This is a genomic window from Paraburkholderia sp. JPY419, assembly GCF_050435705.1.
GTDB classification, from domain to species: domain Bacteria; phylum Pseudomonadota; class Gammaproteobacteria; order Burkholderiales; family Burkholderiaceae; genus Paraburkholderia; species Paraburkholderia youngii.
Window position 1 is genome coordinate 1132612 of sequence record NZ_JBNDKV010000001.1, and the last position, 17551, is coordinate 1150162.

14 protein-coding genes are annotated in these 17551 nt (G+C 60.1%); 3 read left to right on the top strand and 11 right to left on the bottom strand.

The features are described from left to right. Nucleotides 1–41 precede the first annotated feature (41 nt). Nucleotides 42–2792 carry an MGH1-like glycoside hydrolase domain-containing protein gene (locus QFZ91_RS05255; protein WP_429566475.1) on the top strand — a complete coding sequence of 917 codons (2751 nt, stop codon included), beginning with the start codon at nucleotides 42–44 and terminating at the stop codon, nucleotides 2790–2792. Here QFZ91_RS05255 and QFZ91_RS05260 read toward each other — a convergent pair. Then, nucleotides 2773–4167 (bottom strand): MFS transporter, encoded by a 1395-nt coding sequence (locus QFZ91_RS05260; protein WP_429566476.1) that lies wholly within the window; start codon nucleotides 4165–4167, stop codon nucleotides 2773–2775. The two genes, QFZ91_RS05255 and QFZ91_RS05260, sit on opposite strands and share 20 nt — an antisense overlap. 131 nt (nucleotides 4168–4298) lie before the next feature. Here QFZ91_RS05260 and QFZ91_RS05265 point away from each other — a divergent pair, with 131 nt between their 5' ends. Next, on the top strand, nucleotides 4299–5225 hold the full coding sequence (locus tag QFZ91_RS05265; protein ID WP_429566477.1) for a LysR family transcriptional regulator: 927 nt from the start codon (nucleotides 4299–4301) through the stop codon (nucleotides 5223–5225). A gap of 11 nt (nucleotides 5226–5236) precedes the next feature. Here the strand turns inward: QFZ91_RS05265 and QFZ91_RS05270 are convergent, their stop codons facing one another. From QFZ91_RS05270 to QFZ91_RS05280, 3 genes are all read right to left on the bottom strand, one after another. Beyond that, on the bottom strand, nucleotides 5237–5434 hold the full coding sequence (locus QFZ91_RS05270; RefSeq protein ID WP_429566478.1) for a DUF3562 domain-containing protein: 198 nt from the start codon (nucleotides 5432–5434) through the stop codon (nucleotides 5237–5239). Between the two features lie 139 nt (nucleotides 5435–5573). Then, nucleotides 5574–6608 (bottom strand): phosphate ABC transporter substrate-binding protein PstS, encoded by a 1035-nt coding sequence (gene pstS, locus QFZ91_RS05275; protein ID WP_429566479.1) that lies wholly within the window; start codon nucleotides 6606–6608, stop codon nucleotides 5574–5576. A 378-nt stretch (nucleotides 6609–6986) separates the two neighbouring features. Beyond that, nucleotides 6987–7739 carry a lipoyl protein ligase domain-containing protein gene (locus QFZ91_RS05280; protein ID WP_429566480.1) on the bottom strand — a complete coding sequence of 251 codons (753 nt, stop codon included), beginning with the start codon at nucleotides 7737–7739 and terminating at the stop codon, nucleotides 6987–6989. A 331-nt stretch (nucleotides 7740–8070) separates the two neighbouring features. Between QFZ91_RS05280 and QFZ91_RS05285 the strand changes: the two genes are divergently transcribed. Beyond that, nucleotides 8071–9336 carry an MFS transporter gene (locus tag QFZ91_RS05285; RefSeq protein WP_429566481.1) on the top strand — a complete coding sequence of 422 codons (1266 nt, stop codon included), beginning with the start codon at nucleotides 8071–8073 and terminating at the stop codon, nucleotides 9334–9336. An 82-nt stretch (nucleotides 9337–9418) separates the two neighbouring features. Here QFZ91_RS05285 and QFZ91_RS05290 read toward each other — a convergent pair whose 3' ends face one another. From QFZ91_RS05290 to cysD, 7 genes are all read right to left on the bottom strand, one after another. Further along, entirely contained in the window at nucleotides 9419–10267 is an 849-nt protein-coding gene (locus tag QFZ91_RS05290; RefSeq protein ID WP_429566482.1) for a 3-hydroxybutyryl-CoA dehydrogenase, read from the bottom strand. 40 nt (nucleotides 10268–10307) lie between these two features. Beyond that, nucleotides 10308–10976, bottom strand: a complete 669-nt coding sequence (locus QFZ91_RS05295; RefSeq protein ID WP_429566483.1) for a TetR family transcriptional regulator — start codon at nucleotides 10974–10976, stop codon at nucleotides 10308–10310. Nucleotides 10977–11026: 50 nt separating this feature from the next. Beyond that, complete coding sequence (locus tag QFZ91_RS05300; protein ID WP_429566484.1) at nucleotides 11027–11881, bottom strand: SDR family oxidoreductase; 855 nt, start codon at nucleotides 11879–11881, stop codon at nucleotides 11027–11029. A gap of 97 nt (nucleotides 11882–11978) precedes the next feature. After that, nucleotides 11979–12815 (bottom strand): pantoate--beta-alanine ligase, encoded by an 837-nt coding sequence (gene panC, locus QFZ91_RS05305; RefSeq protein WP_368597108.1) that lies wholly within the window; start codon nucleotides 12813–12815, stop codon nucleotides 11979–11981. Between the two features lie 36 nt (nucleotides 12816–12851). Beyond that, entirely contained in the window at nucleotides 12852–14522 is a 1671-nt protein-coding gene (locus QFZ91_RS05310) for a 4Fe-4S dicluster domain-containing protein (protein ID WP_429566485.1), read from the bottom strand. Nucleotides 14523–14705: 183 nt separating this feature from the next. Beyond that, nucleotides 14706–16631, bottom strand: coding sequence for a sulfate adenylyltransferase subunit CysN (gene cysN, locus QFZ91_RS05315; RefSeq protein ID WP_429566486.1), 1926 nt, complete (start codon nucleotides 16629–16631; stop codon nucleotides 14706–14708). Next, the gene (cysD, locus tag QFZ91_RS05320) at nucleotides 16631–17533 is read right to left on the bottom strand and encodes a sulfate adenylyltransferase subunit CysD (RefSeq protein ID WP_429566487.1); all 903 of its coding nucleotides are present in this window, start codon (nucleotides 17531–17533) and stop codon (nucleotides 16631–16633) included. The genes cysN and cysD overlap by 1 nt, the downstream gene beginning before the upstream one ends. Between the last annotated feature and the right edge of the window lie 18 nt (nucleotides 17534–17551).

Consider the following 17551-nt stretch of genomic DNA (forward strand, 5'->3'; position numbering starts at 1 on the left):
CCCGCCTGTTGCAGGTTCATCCGGTCGTAACGGAGGCAGAAATGGCTCTCGCAGACGTCGATGTCACGGAACAAAAACGCTTGAACGACGCGCATGCGGCGCAGGTGCCGTGGAAGCAGTGGGGGCCGTACTTGAGCGAGCGGCAATGGGGAACGGTCCGCGAGGACTACAGCGAAGATGGCGACGCCTGGAACTATTTCACCCACGATCAGGCGCGCTCACGCGCCTACAGGTGGGGAGAAGACGGGCTCGGCGGAGTATCCGACGACCAGCAGCGACTCTGCTTCGCGCTCGTACTCTGGAACGGGCGCGACCCGATTCTGAAGGAACGCCTGTTCGGGCTCACCAATAGCGAGGGCAATCATGGCGAGGACGTGAAGGAATATTACTTCTATGTCGACAGCACGCCCACGCACTCGTACATGAAGTATCTGTACAAGTACCCGCAGCAGGAATATCCGTACCTCGACCTGATCGAGACGAACCGCAAGCGATCGCGAGAAGAACTCGAGTACGAACTGCTCGATACCGGCGTGTTCGATGACGACCGCTATTTCGATGTATTCGTCGAATACGCGAAGCGCGATCCACAAGACATCCTGGTGCGCATTTGCATGCACAACCGCGGGCGGGACGCGGCGCAGCTTCGAATCCTGCCAACGCTATGGTTTCGCAATACATGGTCGGAGAACCACGACGATCCCAGGCCGTCGCTGTGCGAAGAGGCGCCGGGCGTCATTCGAGCGCACCATCATGAGCTGGGCGACTACTGGCTCTATTGCGAAGGCGCGACGGAACTGCTGTTCACGGAAAACGAAAGCAATGCACGGCGTCTGTGGAATCAGCCCAATGCTTCGCCCTATGTGAAAGACGCATTCCACGCGTATGTGATCGGCGGACAACGCGAGGCGGTGAATCCGGCCAAAACGGGAACCAAGGCGGCGGCCCATTACGTATGCAACATACCCGGCTGCGACAGCGTGACGATCCGGTTGCGCCTGAGCGCGGTGAGCCACGACAACGCGTTCGACGGCTTCGAGAACACGTTCAACGAACGCATTGCCGATGCGGACGAGTTCTACGAGCGCATCGCGCCGAAATCGCTGACGGAAGACCAGCGCCGGGTGCACCGTCAGGCGTTGGCGGGCATGTTGTGGGGCAAGCAGTACTACTACTTCGATCTCGAACTGTGGCTGCGCGAGCATGGGAGCCATCCGTTGCTGGACGGCGAGCGGCTCGATGTGCGCAACACCGGGTGGTTCCATATGCTGAACGCGGACGTGATCTCGATGCCAGACAAATGGGAGTACCCGTGGTACGCGGCCTGGGATCTGGCGTTCCACACGATCTCTCTGGCGCTCGTCGACTTCGATTTCGCGCAGGAGCAATTGCTGCTGATGTTGCGCACCCTGTATGTCCATCCGAGCGGCCAGATTCCGGCCTACGAGTGGAACTTCAGCGACGTCAATCCTCCCGTGCATGCGGCTGCCACGCTTTGGCTCTACCGGTACGGCAAAGAGTTGGGACGGGCCGACCCGCGCTTTCTCGAACGCTCGTTTCAGGGGCTGATGCTCAATTTCAACTGGTGGGTGAACCGCAAGGACCCGTCGGGACGCAACGTGTTCGCCGGCGGCTTTCTGGGGCTGGACAACATCGGGGTATTCGATCGCAGCGCGCAGCTGCCGACGGGTGGATCGCTGGAACAGGCGGACGGAACCGCGTGGATGGCTTTTTATTGCCAGTGCATGCTGGAGATGGCGATCATCCTGACGGAATACGATCCGATGTACGAGGAGATCGCCTTCAGGTTCGTCCAGCACTTCATGTGGATCGCCTATGCGATGGATCGGCGCGGCGAACATCCGGACGACATGTGGGACGAGCATGACGGCTTCTTCTATGATCTGCTGCGGCTTCCCGACGGCCAGACCATGCGTCTGAAGATCAGGTCGATGGTGGGGCTGCTGCCGCTGTGCGCGACCACCGTATTCGAAGCAGATTCGGTGACGCGGTATCCGAAACTGATGGAGCTGATCGCCCAATTCCGCAAACGCTACCCGGAGCTGCTCGCCCACGTGGCTCCGACGGATACGGGCTTTATCGGCCATCGGGAGCGCAGGCTGCTGTCGATCCTGAACAGACGCAAGCTCGAACGCGTGCTCGGATACCTGCTCGACGAGAACGAGTTCCTCGGACCGCATGGCATCCGTTCGCTCTCCCGCTATCACCTCGAGCATCCGTATGTGCTCAACATCGGTGGGACCGATTACAAAGTGCAGTACCTGCCGGCCGAATCGAATACGGGCATGTTCGGCGGGAACTCCAATTGGCGAGGTCCGGTATGGATGCCGGTGAACCTGCTCGTTGTCAGGGCACTGATGAACCTCTACAGCTTTTTCGGCGACGAATTCAAGGTGCAATGCCCGAGCGGGTCCGGGCATTACATGACGCTTTTCGAGGTGACACAGGAAATCGTCCGGCGACTGACGGGTACCTTCCTGCGCGATGCGGATGGAACACGTCCCGTCTACGGCGGAACCAGCAAGTTTCAGGACGATCCGCACTGGCGCGACCTGATCCTGTTCTACGAGTATTTCCACGGCGACAACGGTGCAGGGCTCGGGGCCAGTCATCAGACGGGCTGGACGGGCCTCGTCGCACCTCTGTTGGACATGTTCGGGCGGATCGACGCTCGAGCCGTGCTCGACAGCGACCGCTGGCGCGTGATGGCCGGCGCTTCCGCGCATGAGGCAGGCGGCGGCGACAATGCTCTCAACGCGCAGCGTCCGTGACCATCGATCCGGACGTCTTGAGGCCCATGACTATGCTCAGGAGGCTCAAAAGCGTCACAGTAGCGGCCAGGATCGCGGCCAGATGCAGACCTTCGGCAAGATGGTCGAACTCCGGCCGCACAAGGGCGCCGAACAACCCCACGCCGAGCACGCCGCCAATCTGACGCGCGGTGTTCAACACGCCGGACGCAATGCCCATGTACGACGGTTCCACGTGCGCCAGCACCGCGGTGTTGATCGACGGCACCGCGAGCGCCACACCGACGCCAACACTCAGCAGAGGCAACGCGACTGCTAGCGCGCTGCTATCCACCCGCACGAACGCAAGCGAAACATAGCCGAGCGCCGCCAGCGCCTGGCCGGCAAGCATCGGCAGGCGATAACCGAAGCGCGCCGTGAGCGAGCCCGACGCGACGTTTGCGACCGCGACCACCGCCGTCATCGGCAGGAACGCGAGGCCGGTTTCGAGCGGCGTGTCGTGACGCGCGTTCTGGAAAAACAGACTCATCGCAAACATCAGTCCGTAGTAGCCAAAATTCAGCGACAGCCCCGTTAGCGCGCTAACGTTCACCGCGGCGTGGCGGAACAGCGCGAGCGGTAAAAGCGGCTGCGCCTGCCGCGCCTCGACGATGACGAACAGCCCGCCCGCAACGGCCGCGACGGCCATTCCCGTCAATACGGTCATGCCAGTCCAGCCCAGTCTGCCGCTTTCGACAACCGCATACGTCAGCCCGACCAACGCAACGACGGCAAGCGTCTGGCCGGCCAGGTCGATGCGACGGGTCGCATGACCCTGCGTGTCGGGTGCATGAGCGATGGTCAGCCAGATGCCCGCGACGCCAATGGGCACGTTGATCAGAAAAATGGCCGGCCAGCCGAAGCGGTCGACGAGCACGCCGCCGACCAGCGGACCCGCCCCCAGCGCGAGCGCCGCCGTGCCCGCCCAGAAGCTGACCGCCCTGGCCCGTGCCTGCGGCTCCGGAAACGCCGCGCCGAGCAGCGCCAGCGACGACGGCACGCACAGCGCCGCGCCGATGCCCTGCACCATCCGCGACCCAACCAGCAGCGCGGCGCCATCCGACAGCCCGCACCCCACCGATGCGCAGGTAAACACCACGAACCCGGCGACAAACATGCGGCGCGCGCCGAACCGGTCGGCCAACGCGCCGGCGGTCAGCAGCAGACTCGCGAACGCCAGCGTGTACGCGTTGACGATCCATTCCAGCGCCGTCGAATCGAGGCCGAGGCCATCGCGCATTCGTGCGAGCGCGACGTTCACCACCGTGACGTCGAGACAGATGATGACGAAGCCGAGGCTCGTCGCGAGCAAGGCAAGACGTGGTGACCGGGCCGGTGAGCTGAGCTGTTTGCGCATGATGTCCGTGCGTGAAGTCGGGCGATGTGGCACCGGAATGGGCCGCAAGCGTCGGATACGCGGACTGTATTCCCACAGCGAAGATTGATAAACGGACAGCAAATAGCAACAGAACCAATTATTATTGAGGAATGGACCTCCTCAAAGCGATGACGGTGTTCGTGCGCGTAGTAGAAAGCGGCAGCCTGACGGCGGCGGCGGTGGCATGCGACCTGTCGCCGACGATGGTCGGCAATCACCTTCAGGCGCTGGAAACACGGCTTGGCGCGACACTCATCCATCGCACCACGCGCAAGCAGCAGATCAGCGCGTTTGGGCAGGCCTACTATGAAAGATGCATCGAGATCGTCGGGCTGGTCGACGATTCAGAACGGCTCGCGCTTGATCACCTCGCGACGCCACGCGGACGCCTGCGCGTAACCGCGCCCGTCGTGTTCAGCAACGAATGCCTGATGCCGGTGATCGCGGATTACTGCGAGCGCTATCCCGATGTGAAGCTCGATATCGTCGCCACCGATGCGCTGTCGGACCTGCTCGACGACGGCTTCGAGGCGGCGGTTCGGATCGGCGCGCTGGGCAATCCGGATCTCGTCGCGCGGCCTCTGCAGCCGTACCGTCTGGTGTTGTGCGCGTCACGCGGGTATCTGGCAACGCATGGCATGCCGTCATCGCCCGACGCGCTGCGCGCGCATCAGTGCCTGACGTACGCGTATCCGCCGCGCTCGGAATGGCACGCGGCGCAGGCCGAATGGAGCTTGCAGGGTCCGGACGGCCGCGTGAGCGTGCCCGTCGACGGCAGGCTGAGGATCGACAATTCTGAAGCGCTGCGACGGGCGGTGTTGCGCGGCCTGGGCATCGCCATGCTGCCCGAGATCCTGGTGGCCGCGGATCTGCGAGCGAAACGGTTGGTAGAAGTGCTGCCGGCGTTTGCCGCGCCCGAGCGGCCGCTGAACCTGCTGTATCTGCGTGAGCGGCGGACGTCGCCTAAGCTTCGGAGCTTTATTGAATTTATGGTCGAGCGCTTCGGTGCGGAAGCGGCATGGCCCAACGGCGCTTGACCAACCCACGCTCAATGCGAATGCTGTTGCCGCCTGCGCAGGTTGTCGCGCACACGACGAGCGACCAGAACCGTCAGGTAGTCCGTGATTCGTGCACCTTCGCTGTATTCGATCCACGTCTGCGCGTACATCTGCGAGACCGTTTCCTCAGGCGTGTTGGTAGCGGCGGCAATCTGCTTGATGACTTCCTCGACGTTGCGCGTGACCATTGCCTGGCTCCCAGCGTGCGGTGATGAAAGACCGTCACGCGCACGTTACCCGCCTCGATGCGGCCGTTACTTGATCTGAGTCAATTGATTGCACCCATGACCGACCACGATCTGTTCGAGGCGGGTCGCAACGAGGCCTTCACTGAAACACCGGTTTTCCCGACGCATCCTTGACCTTGGTCTTCCACTGCTCGCGGATTTCCGACACGACCGAATCCGGCAGCGAGATGTAGTCGAGATCACTGGCAGCCTGCCCGCCGCTCTTGAACGCCCAGTCGAAGAACTTCAGCGTTGCCGCGCCCTGCGCCGGTTTTTCTTGCGTCGCGTGCAGCAACACGAAGGTCGCGCCGACGACCGGCCATGCGTCCTTGCCGGGCTCGTTGGTCAGGATCTGGTAGAACGACGTCTTCCAGTCCGCGCCCGAGGCGGCCGCCTTGAAGGTCTCGGCTTTCGGCGCAACCACCGCACCGGCGGAGTTCTTCAGGCTGGTGTAGACCATGTTGTTTTGCTTCGCATACGCCCACTCGACATAGCCGACCGCGCCCGGCAGCCGTTGCACGAAGGCGGCAACACCGTCATTGCCCTTGCCGCCCGTACCGGTCGGCCAGTTCACCGTCGTGCCTTCGCCGACCTTCGACTTCCACTCCGGGTTCACCTTCGACAGAAAGTTCGTCCAGATGAAGCTCGTGCCCGAACCGTCGGCGCGGCGTACCACGGCGATGTCCGTATCCGGCAGTTTCATGCCCGAATTCAGCGCGGCGATCGCCGGATCGTTCCATTTCTTGATCTTGCTCAGATAGATGTCGCCGAGCACCGCACCCGACAGAACCAGTTGACCCGGCTTCACGCCAGGCAGGTTCACGACCGGCACCACGCCGCCCACCACCGTCGGGAACTGGAACAGGCCAGTCTTCGCCAGTTCGTCGTCCTTCATCGGCGCGTCGGAGCCTGCGAAATCCACGGTCTTCGCGAGGATCTGCTTGATGCCGCCCGCTGACCCGATGCCCTGGTAGTTGACCTTGCCGCCCCCCGCCTTATGGTAGGCGTCGGCCCACTTGTTATAGATCGGGGCTGCGAAAGTGCTGCCCGCACCGGTGATGTCGACGGTTTGCGCTTGCGCGGCCGTGAGAGGTAGAGCAACGGCAAGAACTGCAATTCCTCGTTTGAACAGCATGGTTTGCCTCCACGAGATTGACTGACCGGATCAATGGTTGCAGCAAGCTGCGCTCCGCGACGCAATTCCTCAACTACGCCTCCTGCGGGCCCAGGGTACTTGCGCTGGACACCCGCAACTTGCGCGGGCGCGCGGTGTTCTTGCGATGATGCATTTCAATCCGCCCCAGCACGTCCGTGTCTGTATTGAGCGTTTCCAGAAGGTTTCGCCCTTTGTTCTGCTTTACGCACCCGGCACGGCTGCCCATCGCTCGAACCTTCAAACTTAAGCACTTCAGGTTACATTCCGTTGACAGCGGCATTGTTCGATATCAGGGAGAATGGCTCGCCGTGCGCCGCCCCGCTACACCGACCGAGGCGAGCGAGCCCGCCAAGCGGGTTACTGCGCTTCTGTCGGTAGTGGAATGTCGGTGAGACTGTCCTCGATCGCAGCCAACACGGCGGGCATCAGCAGCTCCCTGCCGATCCCTGCCCCTCCCAGCGCTTGCAGCACAGTGACGATCTTGTTTGCGTCGTATCGACGGCCACTGCCCACCGCCTCTTCGAAGGCGTTGGCCCGCTGGTTCGCCTCATCCGGATCGGCACTGACAAGCAATACGGCATGCGCGAGCACCAGATGGCCCCGTCCATCGCTCGTCCGCATCGCGGCTGGCGCCTGTCGCCAATACTGCGCCGTGCCAGCAATCTTGCGAGCGTCAGTGTCGACTCCCCAAGCCAAATTGAAGCGACCGTCGCAAAATGAACCGTCCACTGCCTGGTAATGGGTCGTGACGCCGATCACGCGCAGCGCGCTCCCGATGACTTCGCATAAGTGCAGGTACACCGCCTCGCTCATTTTGCTCGGCTGCTGCTCGACGAAATAAGCCAGACTCAAATTTAGAATCCCCGGACCCTGCGGTACGAGGCCGCCGCCCGACATGCGTAGCCAGACGGGGCATCCGCCGCGAAGAAAAGCGGAGCGTGCAGATTCGAACTGGGGGTAACGCAGATAGCTGCGCGGTACCACCAAAGACTTCGGCGCTTCCCACAATTGAGCAACAGTGCGGCCACACGCCGCTAAGTCCAGCAATGTGTGCTCTGCTTGAAGGGGGTCGTGGACGGTCGGATCGGGTTGGATGAATTCGAATGACATAGTCGAAACGCGAAACAGAGCAACTCTCAGGATCGGTTGCAAGACGAAATGGCCGAAGCCTCGTCGTTTCCAACGAGGAATGTGACATCAGTTTCTGAGCCGGTCAACGTTGACGTCGAACCGGCGCGCGATGCTTCACCGACTTTGAACGTCAGCACCGGCGTCTTCTTCTCACGACGGTGGAAATCAAAATCGGCATTGACAGGTTGCGTCAGGCGTGTTCATATTTATGCACCATATTCTAATTTTCGCACCCAGTGCATCGATCCCGGCATCCACGTAAAGCGATCTGCACCCAGCAAGACGCGTAATGTCCACAGCCTGAACCCCAATGTATTCCACGAAACCACAACCCGAGCCCGGCCCGCTTCGCTATCGCCCGTTTCGCGCAATATGGATGGCAATGTTGGCGGCGAGCCTTGGCGCCTGGGTGCAGAACGTTGGGGCAGCATGGTTGATGACTTCGCTCACGACGTCCCCGGTGATGATTGCACTGACCCAGGCTGCGACCACGATGCCGGCCTTCCTGCTCGGGATGCCAGCAGGAGTACTCGCCGATTCGATGGATAAGCGCCGCCTCTTGCTAGCCGCGCACTGTTGGATGCTGGTCTCGTCGATCTTTTTTTATGTTCTGTTGATGCTGGATGCAATCGATCCAGTCAGACTGCTGATCTTCACCTTTTTGCTCGGTTCAGGCAGTGCCGTATCGGTTCCGGCCTGGCAATCCTCAACCGCGGAAGCAGTGCCTCGATCGGCGTTGCTCTCTGCGATCGCTCTCAATGGAGTCGCGTTCAATGGCGCGCGCGCAGTGGGCCCCGCGTTGGCAGGTGCAGTCATCGCTGGGATAGGATCGTATGCAGTGTTCGCACTAACGACCGGGCTATTTGCGGTCGCAGTGACCATCTTTTTGCTTTGGTACAAGCCGGAAAAAGAACAAGTCGTTTCAAAGCAGGAGCGTCTGGTAAGCGCGATGTGGGTGGGCGTACGCTATGTGCTTGGTTGCGGTGTTTTGCGCGGACATCTGGTTCGCACATTCACCTTTGTAGTTAGCGCAAGCGCGTTGTGGGCGCTACTGCCGATCGTAGCGAAAAATAACCCAGGTTTAGGCGGCGGTGGGTACGGTACGATGCTGGGGAGTATGGGAGCAGGCGCCGTGGCTGGTGGAATTGCACTTGGTCGGGTACGCCGCTATCTGGCGCTCAATACTCTAGTCTGCGGTGCGTCTGTGTTGTTCGGCATTGCGACGCTGACCGCCGCCTATGTGCAGTACAGCGCACCTGTATATCTGTCCCTGCTCGTCGGGGGTGCCGCGTGGATCACATTCAACTCCACCGTCTCCTCGGCCTTCCAGGCGACTCTTCCCGCTTGGGTGCGAGCTCGGGCGTTAGCAGTTTTTTTGCTCACGTTCCAAGGCTCAATGGCATTGGGTGCATTGATATGGGGCGTTTGTGCGGATCAATTTGGTGTCTCGAAGACGCTAACTGCCGCTGCCTTGCTGATGCTCGCCGGACCGCTGCTCTTGCGGCGACACCCAGTGCACATGGAGGCCGAGTTGATGCCTCCATCCACATTGATTGAATCGCAAGGCGGTAGTTGAAACCCGCAGCATAATCAGTAGCGGTTGTCCGTATTCGGCCGCAAAATCCCTGTTGCCGCTCAGCTTACGCTGCCAGGCGGCTTCAGTACTTATAGACCCCGCAACCGGCTTTTCGCCCTAGCCGTCCCGCCGCAACCAGCTCCCGCAATAGCGGGGATGCGCGATACTTGGAATCTCCGAAGTCTTTCAGATAAACATCCATGACAGAAAGACAAACGTCTAGCCCGACCAGGTCGGCGAGCGCGAGTGGCCCGATCGGGTGATTCGCACCGAGCTTCATTCCGGCGTCGATTTCTTCCGCGGTGGCGACGCCTTCCGCTAGCACGAAAAACGCCTCATTGATCATTGGCACGAGGATACGGTTCACTACGAAGCCTGGCGAGTTGGTCACGCCTATCGGAGTCTTGCCGAGCCGTTCAGTCAACTCGCGCACCGCATTGACAGTGGAGTCGGCGGTTTGCAGCCCACGGATGACCTCCACGAGCGTCATTAGCGGTACAGGGTTGAAGAAATGCATGCCGATGAAACGTGTCGGATCAGTAAGCACCGCACCGAGCGCGGTGATTGAAATCGACGATGTGTTCGACGCAATGACCGCATCGGCACGCGCCACCGACTCGATTTGCTTCAGGATGCGGATCTTCAGATCAACGTTCTCGGTTGCCGCTTCGATAATGATGTCTGCCGTCGAGAGGCGCTGATAGTCAGTGGAAGTTTCGATACGGGTTAGCGCAGAATCACGCGACGCCGCGTCCAGCTTTCCCTTGTCGACGAGACGCCCGAGATTCGCCGTCAAGATTGACAGGCCCTTGGAGAGCGCCGTCTCGTTGACATCGGTCATGACCACGTGGAGACCCGCCACCGCGGCGACCTGAGCGATGCCATTGCCCATTGTTCCGGCACCGACTACAGCTAGCGTTTTGAAATTCATATGTTCTTTCCTTGCAAGATCGAGGTTATCTTGTTCCTTTTCATCGACGAATGCCGGCTTCGGACGCCAGCCCGCCGCGAGCCGCGAACAACGAGGGGCTCTCTATGAACCATGACGACAAGGCCTTTCGCACGATCTTTCCGGCAAGCAGCTTTTCGGCTCCTGCAGGAGGCGGAATGATCAAGCTGCGGCGGAAGTATCCTGTCAGGCAAGCATGAATAAAAGTTGCCTCGAACGCGTAGTCGAGATCCTCAGATGTACCTGGCGGCTTTGCGATGCGTGCCAAGGTCGTCTCGATCGAATACTGTGCAAGAAGCGCCGACTCCCTGAACATCGATGCCGGCAAAGTGCAATCGCCATCAATTTCCGTAGTGGACAGCGCGATCGAATACAACCGCCGCTTCGTCCCTATCCGTAGCACATCGACCAACCGCCGCTCGAGCTCGACACGCAACGCATCGATGGTTGCGATCGCGGCTTCTGCGCCGCACACAGTGAATGCATCCAGCGGAAGTTCTGAGCGTTCGAACAGCGTGCTTACGAGCGACCACTTGTTCGTGAAGTGACCATAGATGGCGCCACGAGTCATACCGCTCGCACGAGCAATGTCCTCGAGGGTCGTCGACGCGACACCACGTTCGAAAAAAAGGCATTCCGCGCTATCGAGTAGCTTCTCGCGTGTAGCGAGTCCTTGCAATTTCCGCTTCATTGCTTGCCCTCGACGGTCGGCGGATGCACATTTTCTTCGCCATCAGTGATTCACTGACGGTCTGCGCAGAGACACTCAGCCGCAGTGCGGCCTTTCGACACCGAGCCCATGAACATTACGTCACGGCTGCTCGATACAAGATGCTGACCTCCGTCAACGACCAATGTCGTCCCCGTGACGCCATGCGCATTCGCGAGATACGCCGCCGCTTCGACGATATCCTCCGGTCGCGAACCGCGCAGAAGCGGCGTCATCTTATGGACTGTGTCGAATTGCGCCTGTGTTTGATCGCCCGACACTAACGTCAATCCCGGAGCCAGCCCCACGACTCTGATTTTCGGAGCGAGAGCCTGCGCAAGTGCGACGGTCGCGTTGGCTAGCGCAGCCTTGGTTGCCGTGTAGGAGATGTAGTCGGGGTTCATGTTGAACAGCTTCTGGTCGAGCACGTTCACCACTACACCGCGCTTCGCTTCGTCCGATACCGCGCTGTCCGGCACCACCTCGAAGAGTCCTCGCGCCAACGCCAGCGGTGCGGCAACGTTGATCGCCGTCAGTTCGAGCAACCGCGCATAACCGAAGGTTTGGGCGGTATCTTCATCGAACCGTGACGCACAGTTCAGCACGCAGTCAAGTCGACCGAAGGTCTCCACGCACGCCGGTACCAGTTGCTCGACCTGTTCCTCGATCGCCAGGTCAGCGCATAGGGCGACCGATCTGCGCCCCTGCGACTTGATGTGGTCGACAACCTCTCGGGCTTCCTGTTTTGACTCGTGATGGTGCACCGCGACATCCCATCCTCGCGCAGCGAAACCGAGCGCAAGCGCCCGCCCGATCCGCCTGGCGGCGCCTGTTACGAGTACTGCGCGGCGGGAGGACCCGCCGTGATCCGAGTCTGATTCGATCATGTCAAACGGCCGGATTGGGAAGGCACGTGATTAGCCTTCGGATTGGCACCCTGCCCTGCTGGTCCACAAGCGCGGCGCAAGGCTATGCATCGAGAACTCAAATTTCCATGTTGTCGATCAGTCGCGTGTTGCCGAGGCGCGCAGCGGCAAGGATAACCAGCTTGCTGTCATCGGCCTCCTGCGCCGTGGGTGATCGCAGATTGGCCTGCTTGCGCACCGAGATGTAATCCGGCTGCCAGCCCCGATCGACCAACGTGGAGAACGCGCGTCGTTCGATACCCTGAATATCTTTCTCTCCGCTCAAAACCTTGTCGCGGATCTGGTTCAGGAGCCGATACAACGTTGGCGCCTCGACCCGCTCCTCGGGCGTCAGGAAACGATTGCGAGAGGACAAGGCAAGACCGTCGCAATCACGGATGGTTTCGCCCGCTACCACGTCCGTCGGCATCGCGAACTGCTTGCACATCTCCCGAACAATCATCAATTGCTGGTAGTCCTTTTTTCCGAAAACGGCGACACGCGGTTGGGCGCACAACATCAGCTTCATCACCACCGTGCACACACCCTGGAAAAACCCGCGCCGGAATTCACCCTCCAGCATGTCGCCAATGCCGCCAGGCGGCTGCACTCGATACTCCTGCGGCTGAGGATATAGATCCTCTTCCGTAGGGGCAAAGACGACATAGACGTTCTCCTTCTGGAGCTTCTCGATGTCCGCCTCCAGCGTTCGCGGATAGCGCGCAAAATCCTCCTCCGGCCCGAACTGCAGCGGATTGACGAAGATGCTCGTGACGACCGGATCCCCATGCTGCCGGGCAAGCCGGATAAGCGACAAATGCCCTTCGTGCAAATTGCCCATGGTCGGCACGAATGCGGTACGGTTTTGCCCGCGCAACTGCGCGCGCAGCTCGTCGATTGACCGAATCAGTTTCATTCTGAGACTTACCTCTGAGACCTGGCTGACATCTGCTTACATGTTTGGATAGTTCGGACCGCCGCCGCCTTCCGGCGTGACCCACACGATGTTCTGGGTCGGGTCCTTGATGTCGCAGGTCTTACAGTGCACGCAATTCTGCGCGTTGATTTGCAGACGGTCCTCGTCCTGCTCGTCCTTCACGTACTCGTAGACGCCTGCTGGACAGAAGCGGGTTTCTGGGCCTGCATACGTTCGCAGATTGACGTTCACCGGCACACTCGCGTCCCTGAGCGTGAGATGCGCCGGCTGATTCTCTTCGTGATTCGTATTCGAAATGAAAACAGACGACAGACGGTCGAACGTGAGTTTGCCGTCCGGCTTTGGATACTCGATCGGCTTGCACTGCGAGGCGGGTTTCAGCATTGCGTGATCGCGATGCCGGTGATGCAGCGTCCAGGGCACATTACCGCCCAGCACTTTCTGCTCGATGCCCACCATCAGCGTGCCGAGGTACAGGCCTTTGCTCATCCACTGCTTGAAGTTGCGCGCCTTGTACAGCTCCGTGTAGAGCCACGACTGCTTGAACGCCTCCGGATAGGCCGCGAGTTCGTCGTGCTGGCGGCCAGCCTGCAACGCATCGAAGGCGGCATCCGCGGCCAGCATGGCGGTCTTGATCGCAGCGTGACTGCCTTTGATGCGCGAGGCGTTCAGGAAGCCGGCATCGTCACCCACGAGCGCACCGCCCGGAAATACCAGCTTAGGGAGAGACATCAGGCCGCCGGCTGTGATCGCGCGCGCACCATACGACACGCGCTTGCCGCCCTCCAGGAACTTGCGGATTTCCGGGTGCGTCTTGTAGCGCTGGAACTCCTCGAATGGCGAAAGATAGGGGTTTTGATACGCGAGACCGACGACAAAACCCACCATCACCTGGTTGTTGTCGATGTGGTACAGAAACGAGCCGCCATAGGTGTCCGACTCCAGCGGCCAGCCAGCCGTGTGAACCACCAGACCCGGCTGATGTTTCGAAGGATCGATCTCCCACAGCTCCTTGATGCCGATGCCATAGACCTGTGGATCGGCGTTCTTGCCGAGATTAAAATTCTCGTCGAGCTGACGGCCAAGATGACCGCGGCAGCCTTCGCAGAACAGCGTGTACTTCGCGTGCAACTCCATCCCGAGCTGGAAGTTCTCGGTAGGCTCGCCGTCTTTGCCAATGCCCATGTTGCCGGTGGCGACGCCCTTGACCGAGCCGTCCTCGTTGTAGAGGACTTCAGCGGCCGGAAAGCCCGGGAAAATCTCCACGCCCAGTGCCTCGGCCATTGTCCCAAGCCAGCGCGTGACATTCGCGAGGCTGATCACGAAGTTGCCGTGATTCTTGAAGTTGTCCGGCAATGCCCAGTTCGGAACCGACTTCGCACCAGTTTCCGAAAGGAAAAGGAACTTGTCTTCGGTCACGGCGACGTTCAGCGGCGCGCCCTGTTCCTTCCAGTCGGGTATCAGTTCATCGAGCGCGCGTGGGTCCATGACTGCGCCCGAGAGGATATGCGCTCCGATCTCCGAGCCTTTCTCCAGCACACAGACGCCAATCTCGGCATTCTTTTCGACTGCCAGCTGCTTCAGGCGGATCGCCGCGGAGAGGCCTGCGGGACCGCCGCCGACGATGACCACGTCGTATTCCATCGACTCGCGCGGCCCATAGCCTTGCTGATTGCTTTCCGCCATCCCCACTGCCTCCTTGACGCGTCGAAACGTCCCGATACCTGTTGGACTGTCGCCCGAGTGGACGATGTCAACACGGGAATTGCGCTCTGCGTCTCCCGTGATCGACAGCAGGGAGTATATATAAATGAATGGCGTATAACAATATGAACGCAAGACGCGCGAGGCACGCCGCCCCGCGACCTCTCAGAGCGGCGATCCCCTCGACACGTCAAGAAATCCCGCGGTCTGCAACTTCTGGAAGATCGTCTCTACAGCAACCTCGGCAGAACTGGTCGTGGTATCGATGTGGATTTCGGGCTTCACCGGCGCCTCGTAGGGTGAATCGATGCCAGTGAAGTTCTTCAACTCTCCGCGACGCGCTTTCTTGTAGAGTCCTTTCGGATCGCGCTGCTCAGCCACTTCCAATGGCGTGTCGATGAAGACCTCGATGAATTCACCCTCCTCCATGAGTTCGCGCGCCAGTGCGCGCTCCGCACGAAACGGCGAAATGAATGCGGTAATGACGATCACGCCGGCGTCGGCCATCAACTTCGCCACCTCGGCAATGCGCCGGATATTTTCGACGCGGTCTTCGGCCGTGAAGCCGAGATCCTTGTTCAATCCATGCCGAACATTGTCCCCATCGAGCAGATAGGTTCGCTTGCCCATTGCATGCAAGCGTTTCTCGAGCAGATTCGCAATCGTCGATTTACCCGCACCAGAAAGGCCTGTCAGCCAGACGACGACGCTCTGATGCCCATTGAGGGTCCGTCGCGCATGTTTGTCGACTTCCAGCGTCTGCCAGCGAATATTGGTCGCACGGCGCAGTGCGAAGCGCAGCATACCCGCACCGACCGTGCTATTGGTCATGCGGTCAATGACGATGAAACCGCCCGTCTCGTGGTTCCGCTCGTATGGATCGAAAGCAATCGGACGGTCGAACTCCAGTTCGGCAACGCCGATTTCGTTCAACGCGAGAGTCTCAGCGGCGACGTGATCGAGCGTCTCGACATTGAGCTTGTATTTCAGCGGCAATATCGTTGCCGTGACGGTCCGAGTGCCGATCTTCAGCAGGTAGCTGCGCCCACGGAGCATGGGGTGCTCGCTCATCCATACGAGCGTTGCTTCGAACTGGTCGGCAACCTGCGCTGGCGAATCGGCCGCTGAAATCAGATCGCCACGAGAGACATCCACTTCGTCGGCGAGCAGAAGCGTCACCGACTGTTCCGCGAAGGCCTCGTCGAGATCTCCATCGGCCGTCACCATTCTTGCGACGGTGGTTTCCCGCCCTGACGGCTGAACTTGCACACGCTGCCCGACGCGTACGACACCGGACGCAATAGTTCCCGCAAACCCACGGAAATCAAGGTTCGGGCGGTTGACCCACTGCACCGGGAAACGCAATGGCAGGGTCTGCAAACGGGCTTCGTCGATCTCGACAGTATCGAGGTGATGCATCAAGGACGGCCCGTCGTACCATGGCGTCTTTGTGCTCCTTTCAACAACGTTGTCGCCATTTACGCCCGAAATCGGAATTACCGTCACATCGGATATACCGATTTTTTTTGCAAATTCGCAATACTCGCGTGAAATTTCGTCGAACCGCTCACGGGAGTAATCGACCAGGTCCATCTTGTTCACCGCAAGAACCACGTTGCGAATGCCGATCAACGACACGAGATAGCTATGCCGTCGCGTTTGCTGCAACAAGCCTTTGCGTGAATCGACGAGGATGATGGCGAGATCCGCCGTGGAAGCCCCCGTTATCATGTTGCGGGTGTACTGCTCATGCCCGGGCGTATCGGCAACGATGAACTTGCGGCGGTCCGTCGAGAAAAACCGGTAGGCGACGTCGATGGTGATGCCCTGCTCGCGCTCCGCAGCCAGACCGTCGAGCAGCAGCGCGTAGTCTATTTCCCCACCACGCGTACCGACCTTCTTCGAATCGGCTTCGAGCGCGGCAAGCTGATCCTCGAATAGCATCCTCGATTCATAGAGCAAACGGCCAATCAACGTGCTCTTGCCGTCATCCACGCTCCCGCATGTGATGAAACGCAGAAGGCTCTTCTTTTCATGCTGCTTCAGGTACCCTTCGATATCGGTCCCGATCAGGTCAGAGACGTGTGCCATTAAAAGTACCCCTCCTGTTTCTTCCTCTCCATCGATGCGGCGCCGTCGTGATCGATCACCCGACCCTGGCGCTCGGAGGTCGTCGTCAAGAGCATTTCCTGAATGATTTGCGGCAATGTCGTGGCGTTCGACTCGACCGCGCCGGTCAGCGGATAGCAACCCAGCGTGCGAAAACGCACCATTCTGTCCTCTGCCTTTTCGTGCGGCGAAAGCGGCATGCGGTCGTCGTCCACCATCACTAGCGTGCCGCCCCGATTCACTACGGGTCGCCGCGCCGCGAAATATAGCGGCACGATGGCGATGTTCTCGAGGTAGATGTACTGCCAGATGTCCAGCTCGGTCCAGTTTGAGATGGGAAACACGCGGATCGACTCGCCATGGTTCTTGCGCGCGTTATAAAGGCGCCACAGTTCGGGTCGTTGACTCTTCGGGTCCCATTGATGGCTGGCTGTACGGAATGAAAAGATTCGCTCCTTCGCACGCGACTTCTCTTCGTCCCTGCGAGCGCCCCCCAAAGCGGCGTCGAAGCCGTACTTATCGAGCGCCTGCTTCAGGCCCTGTGTCTTCCACATGTCGGTGTGAACCTGCGAACCATGATCGAACGGATTGATTCCAAGTGCTTTCGCTTCCGGATTCTGGTGGACGATGAGCTCCATTCCGGCCTCGCGAGCCATCCGGTCGCGCATCGTGTACATGTCGCGAAACTTCCAGGTCGTATCGACATGCAGGAGCGGAAACGGGGGCCGCGCCGGGTAAAACGCCTTTTTTGCCAGATGGAGCATGCAGGCGCTGTCCTTGCCGATCGAGTAAAGCATCACAGGGCGCTGTGCCTCAGCGACGACTTCTCGCATGATATGAATGCTCTCGGCTTCGAGCCGCCGCAGGTGAGTCAATGTGGGCATGGCAAATCCTTTTACAAA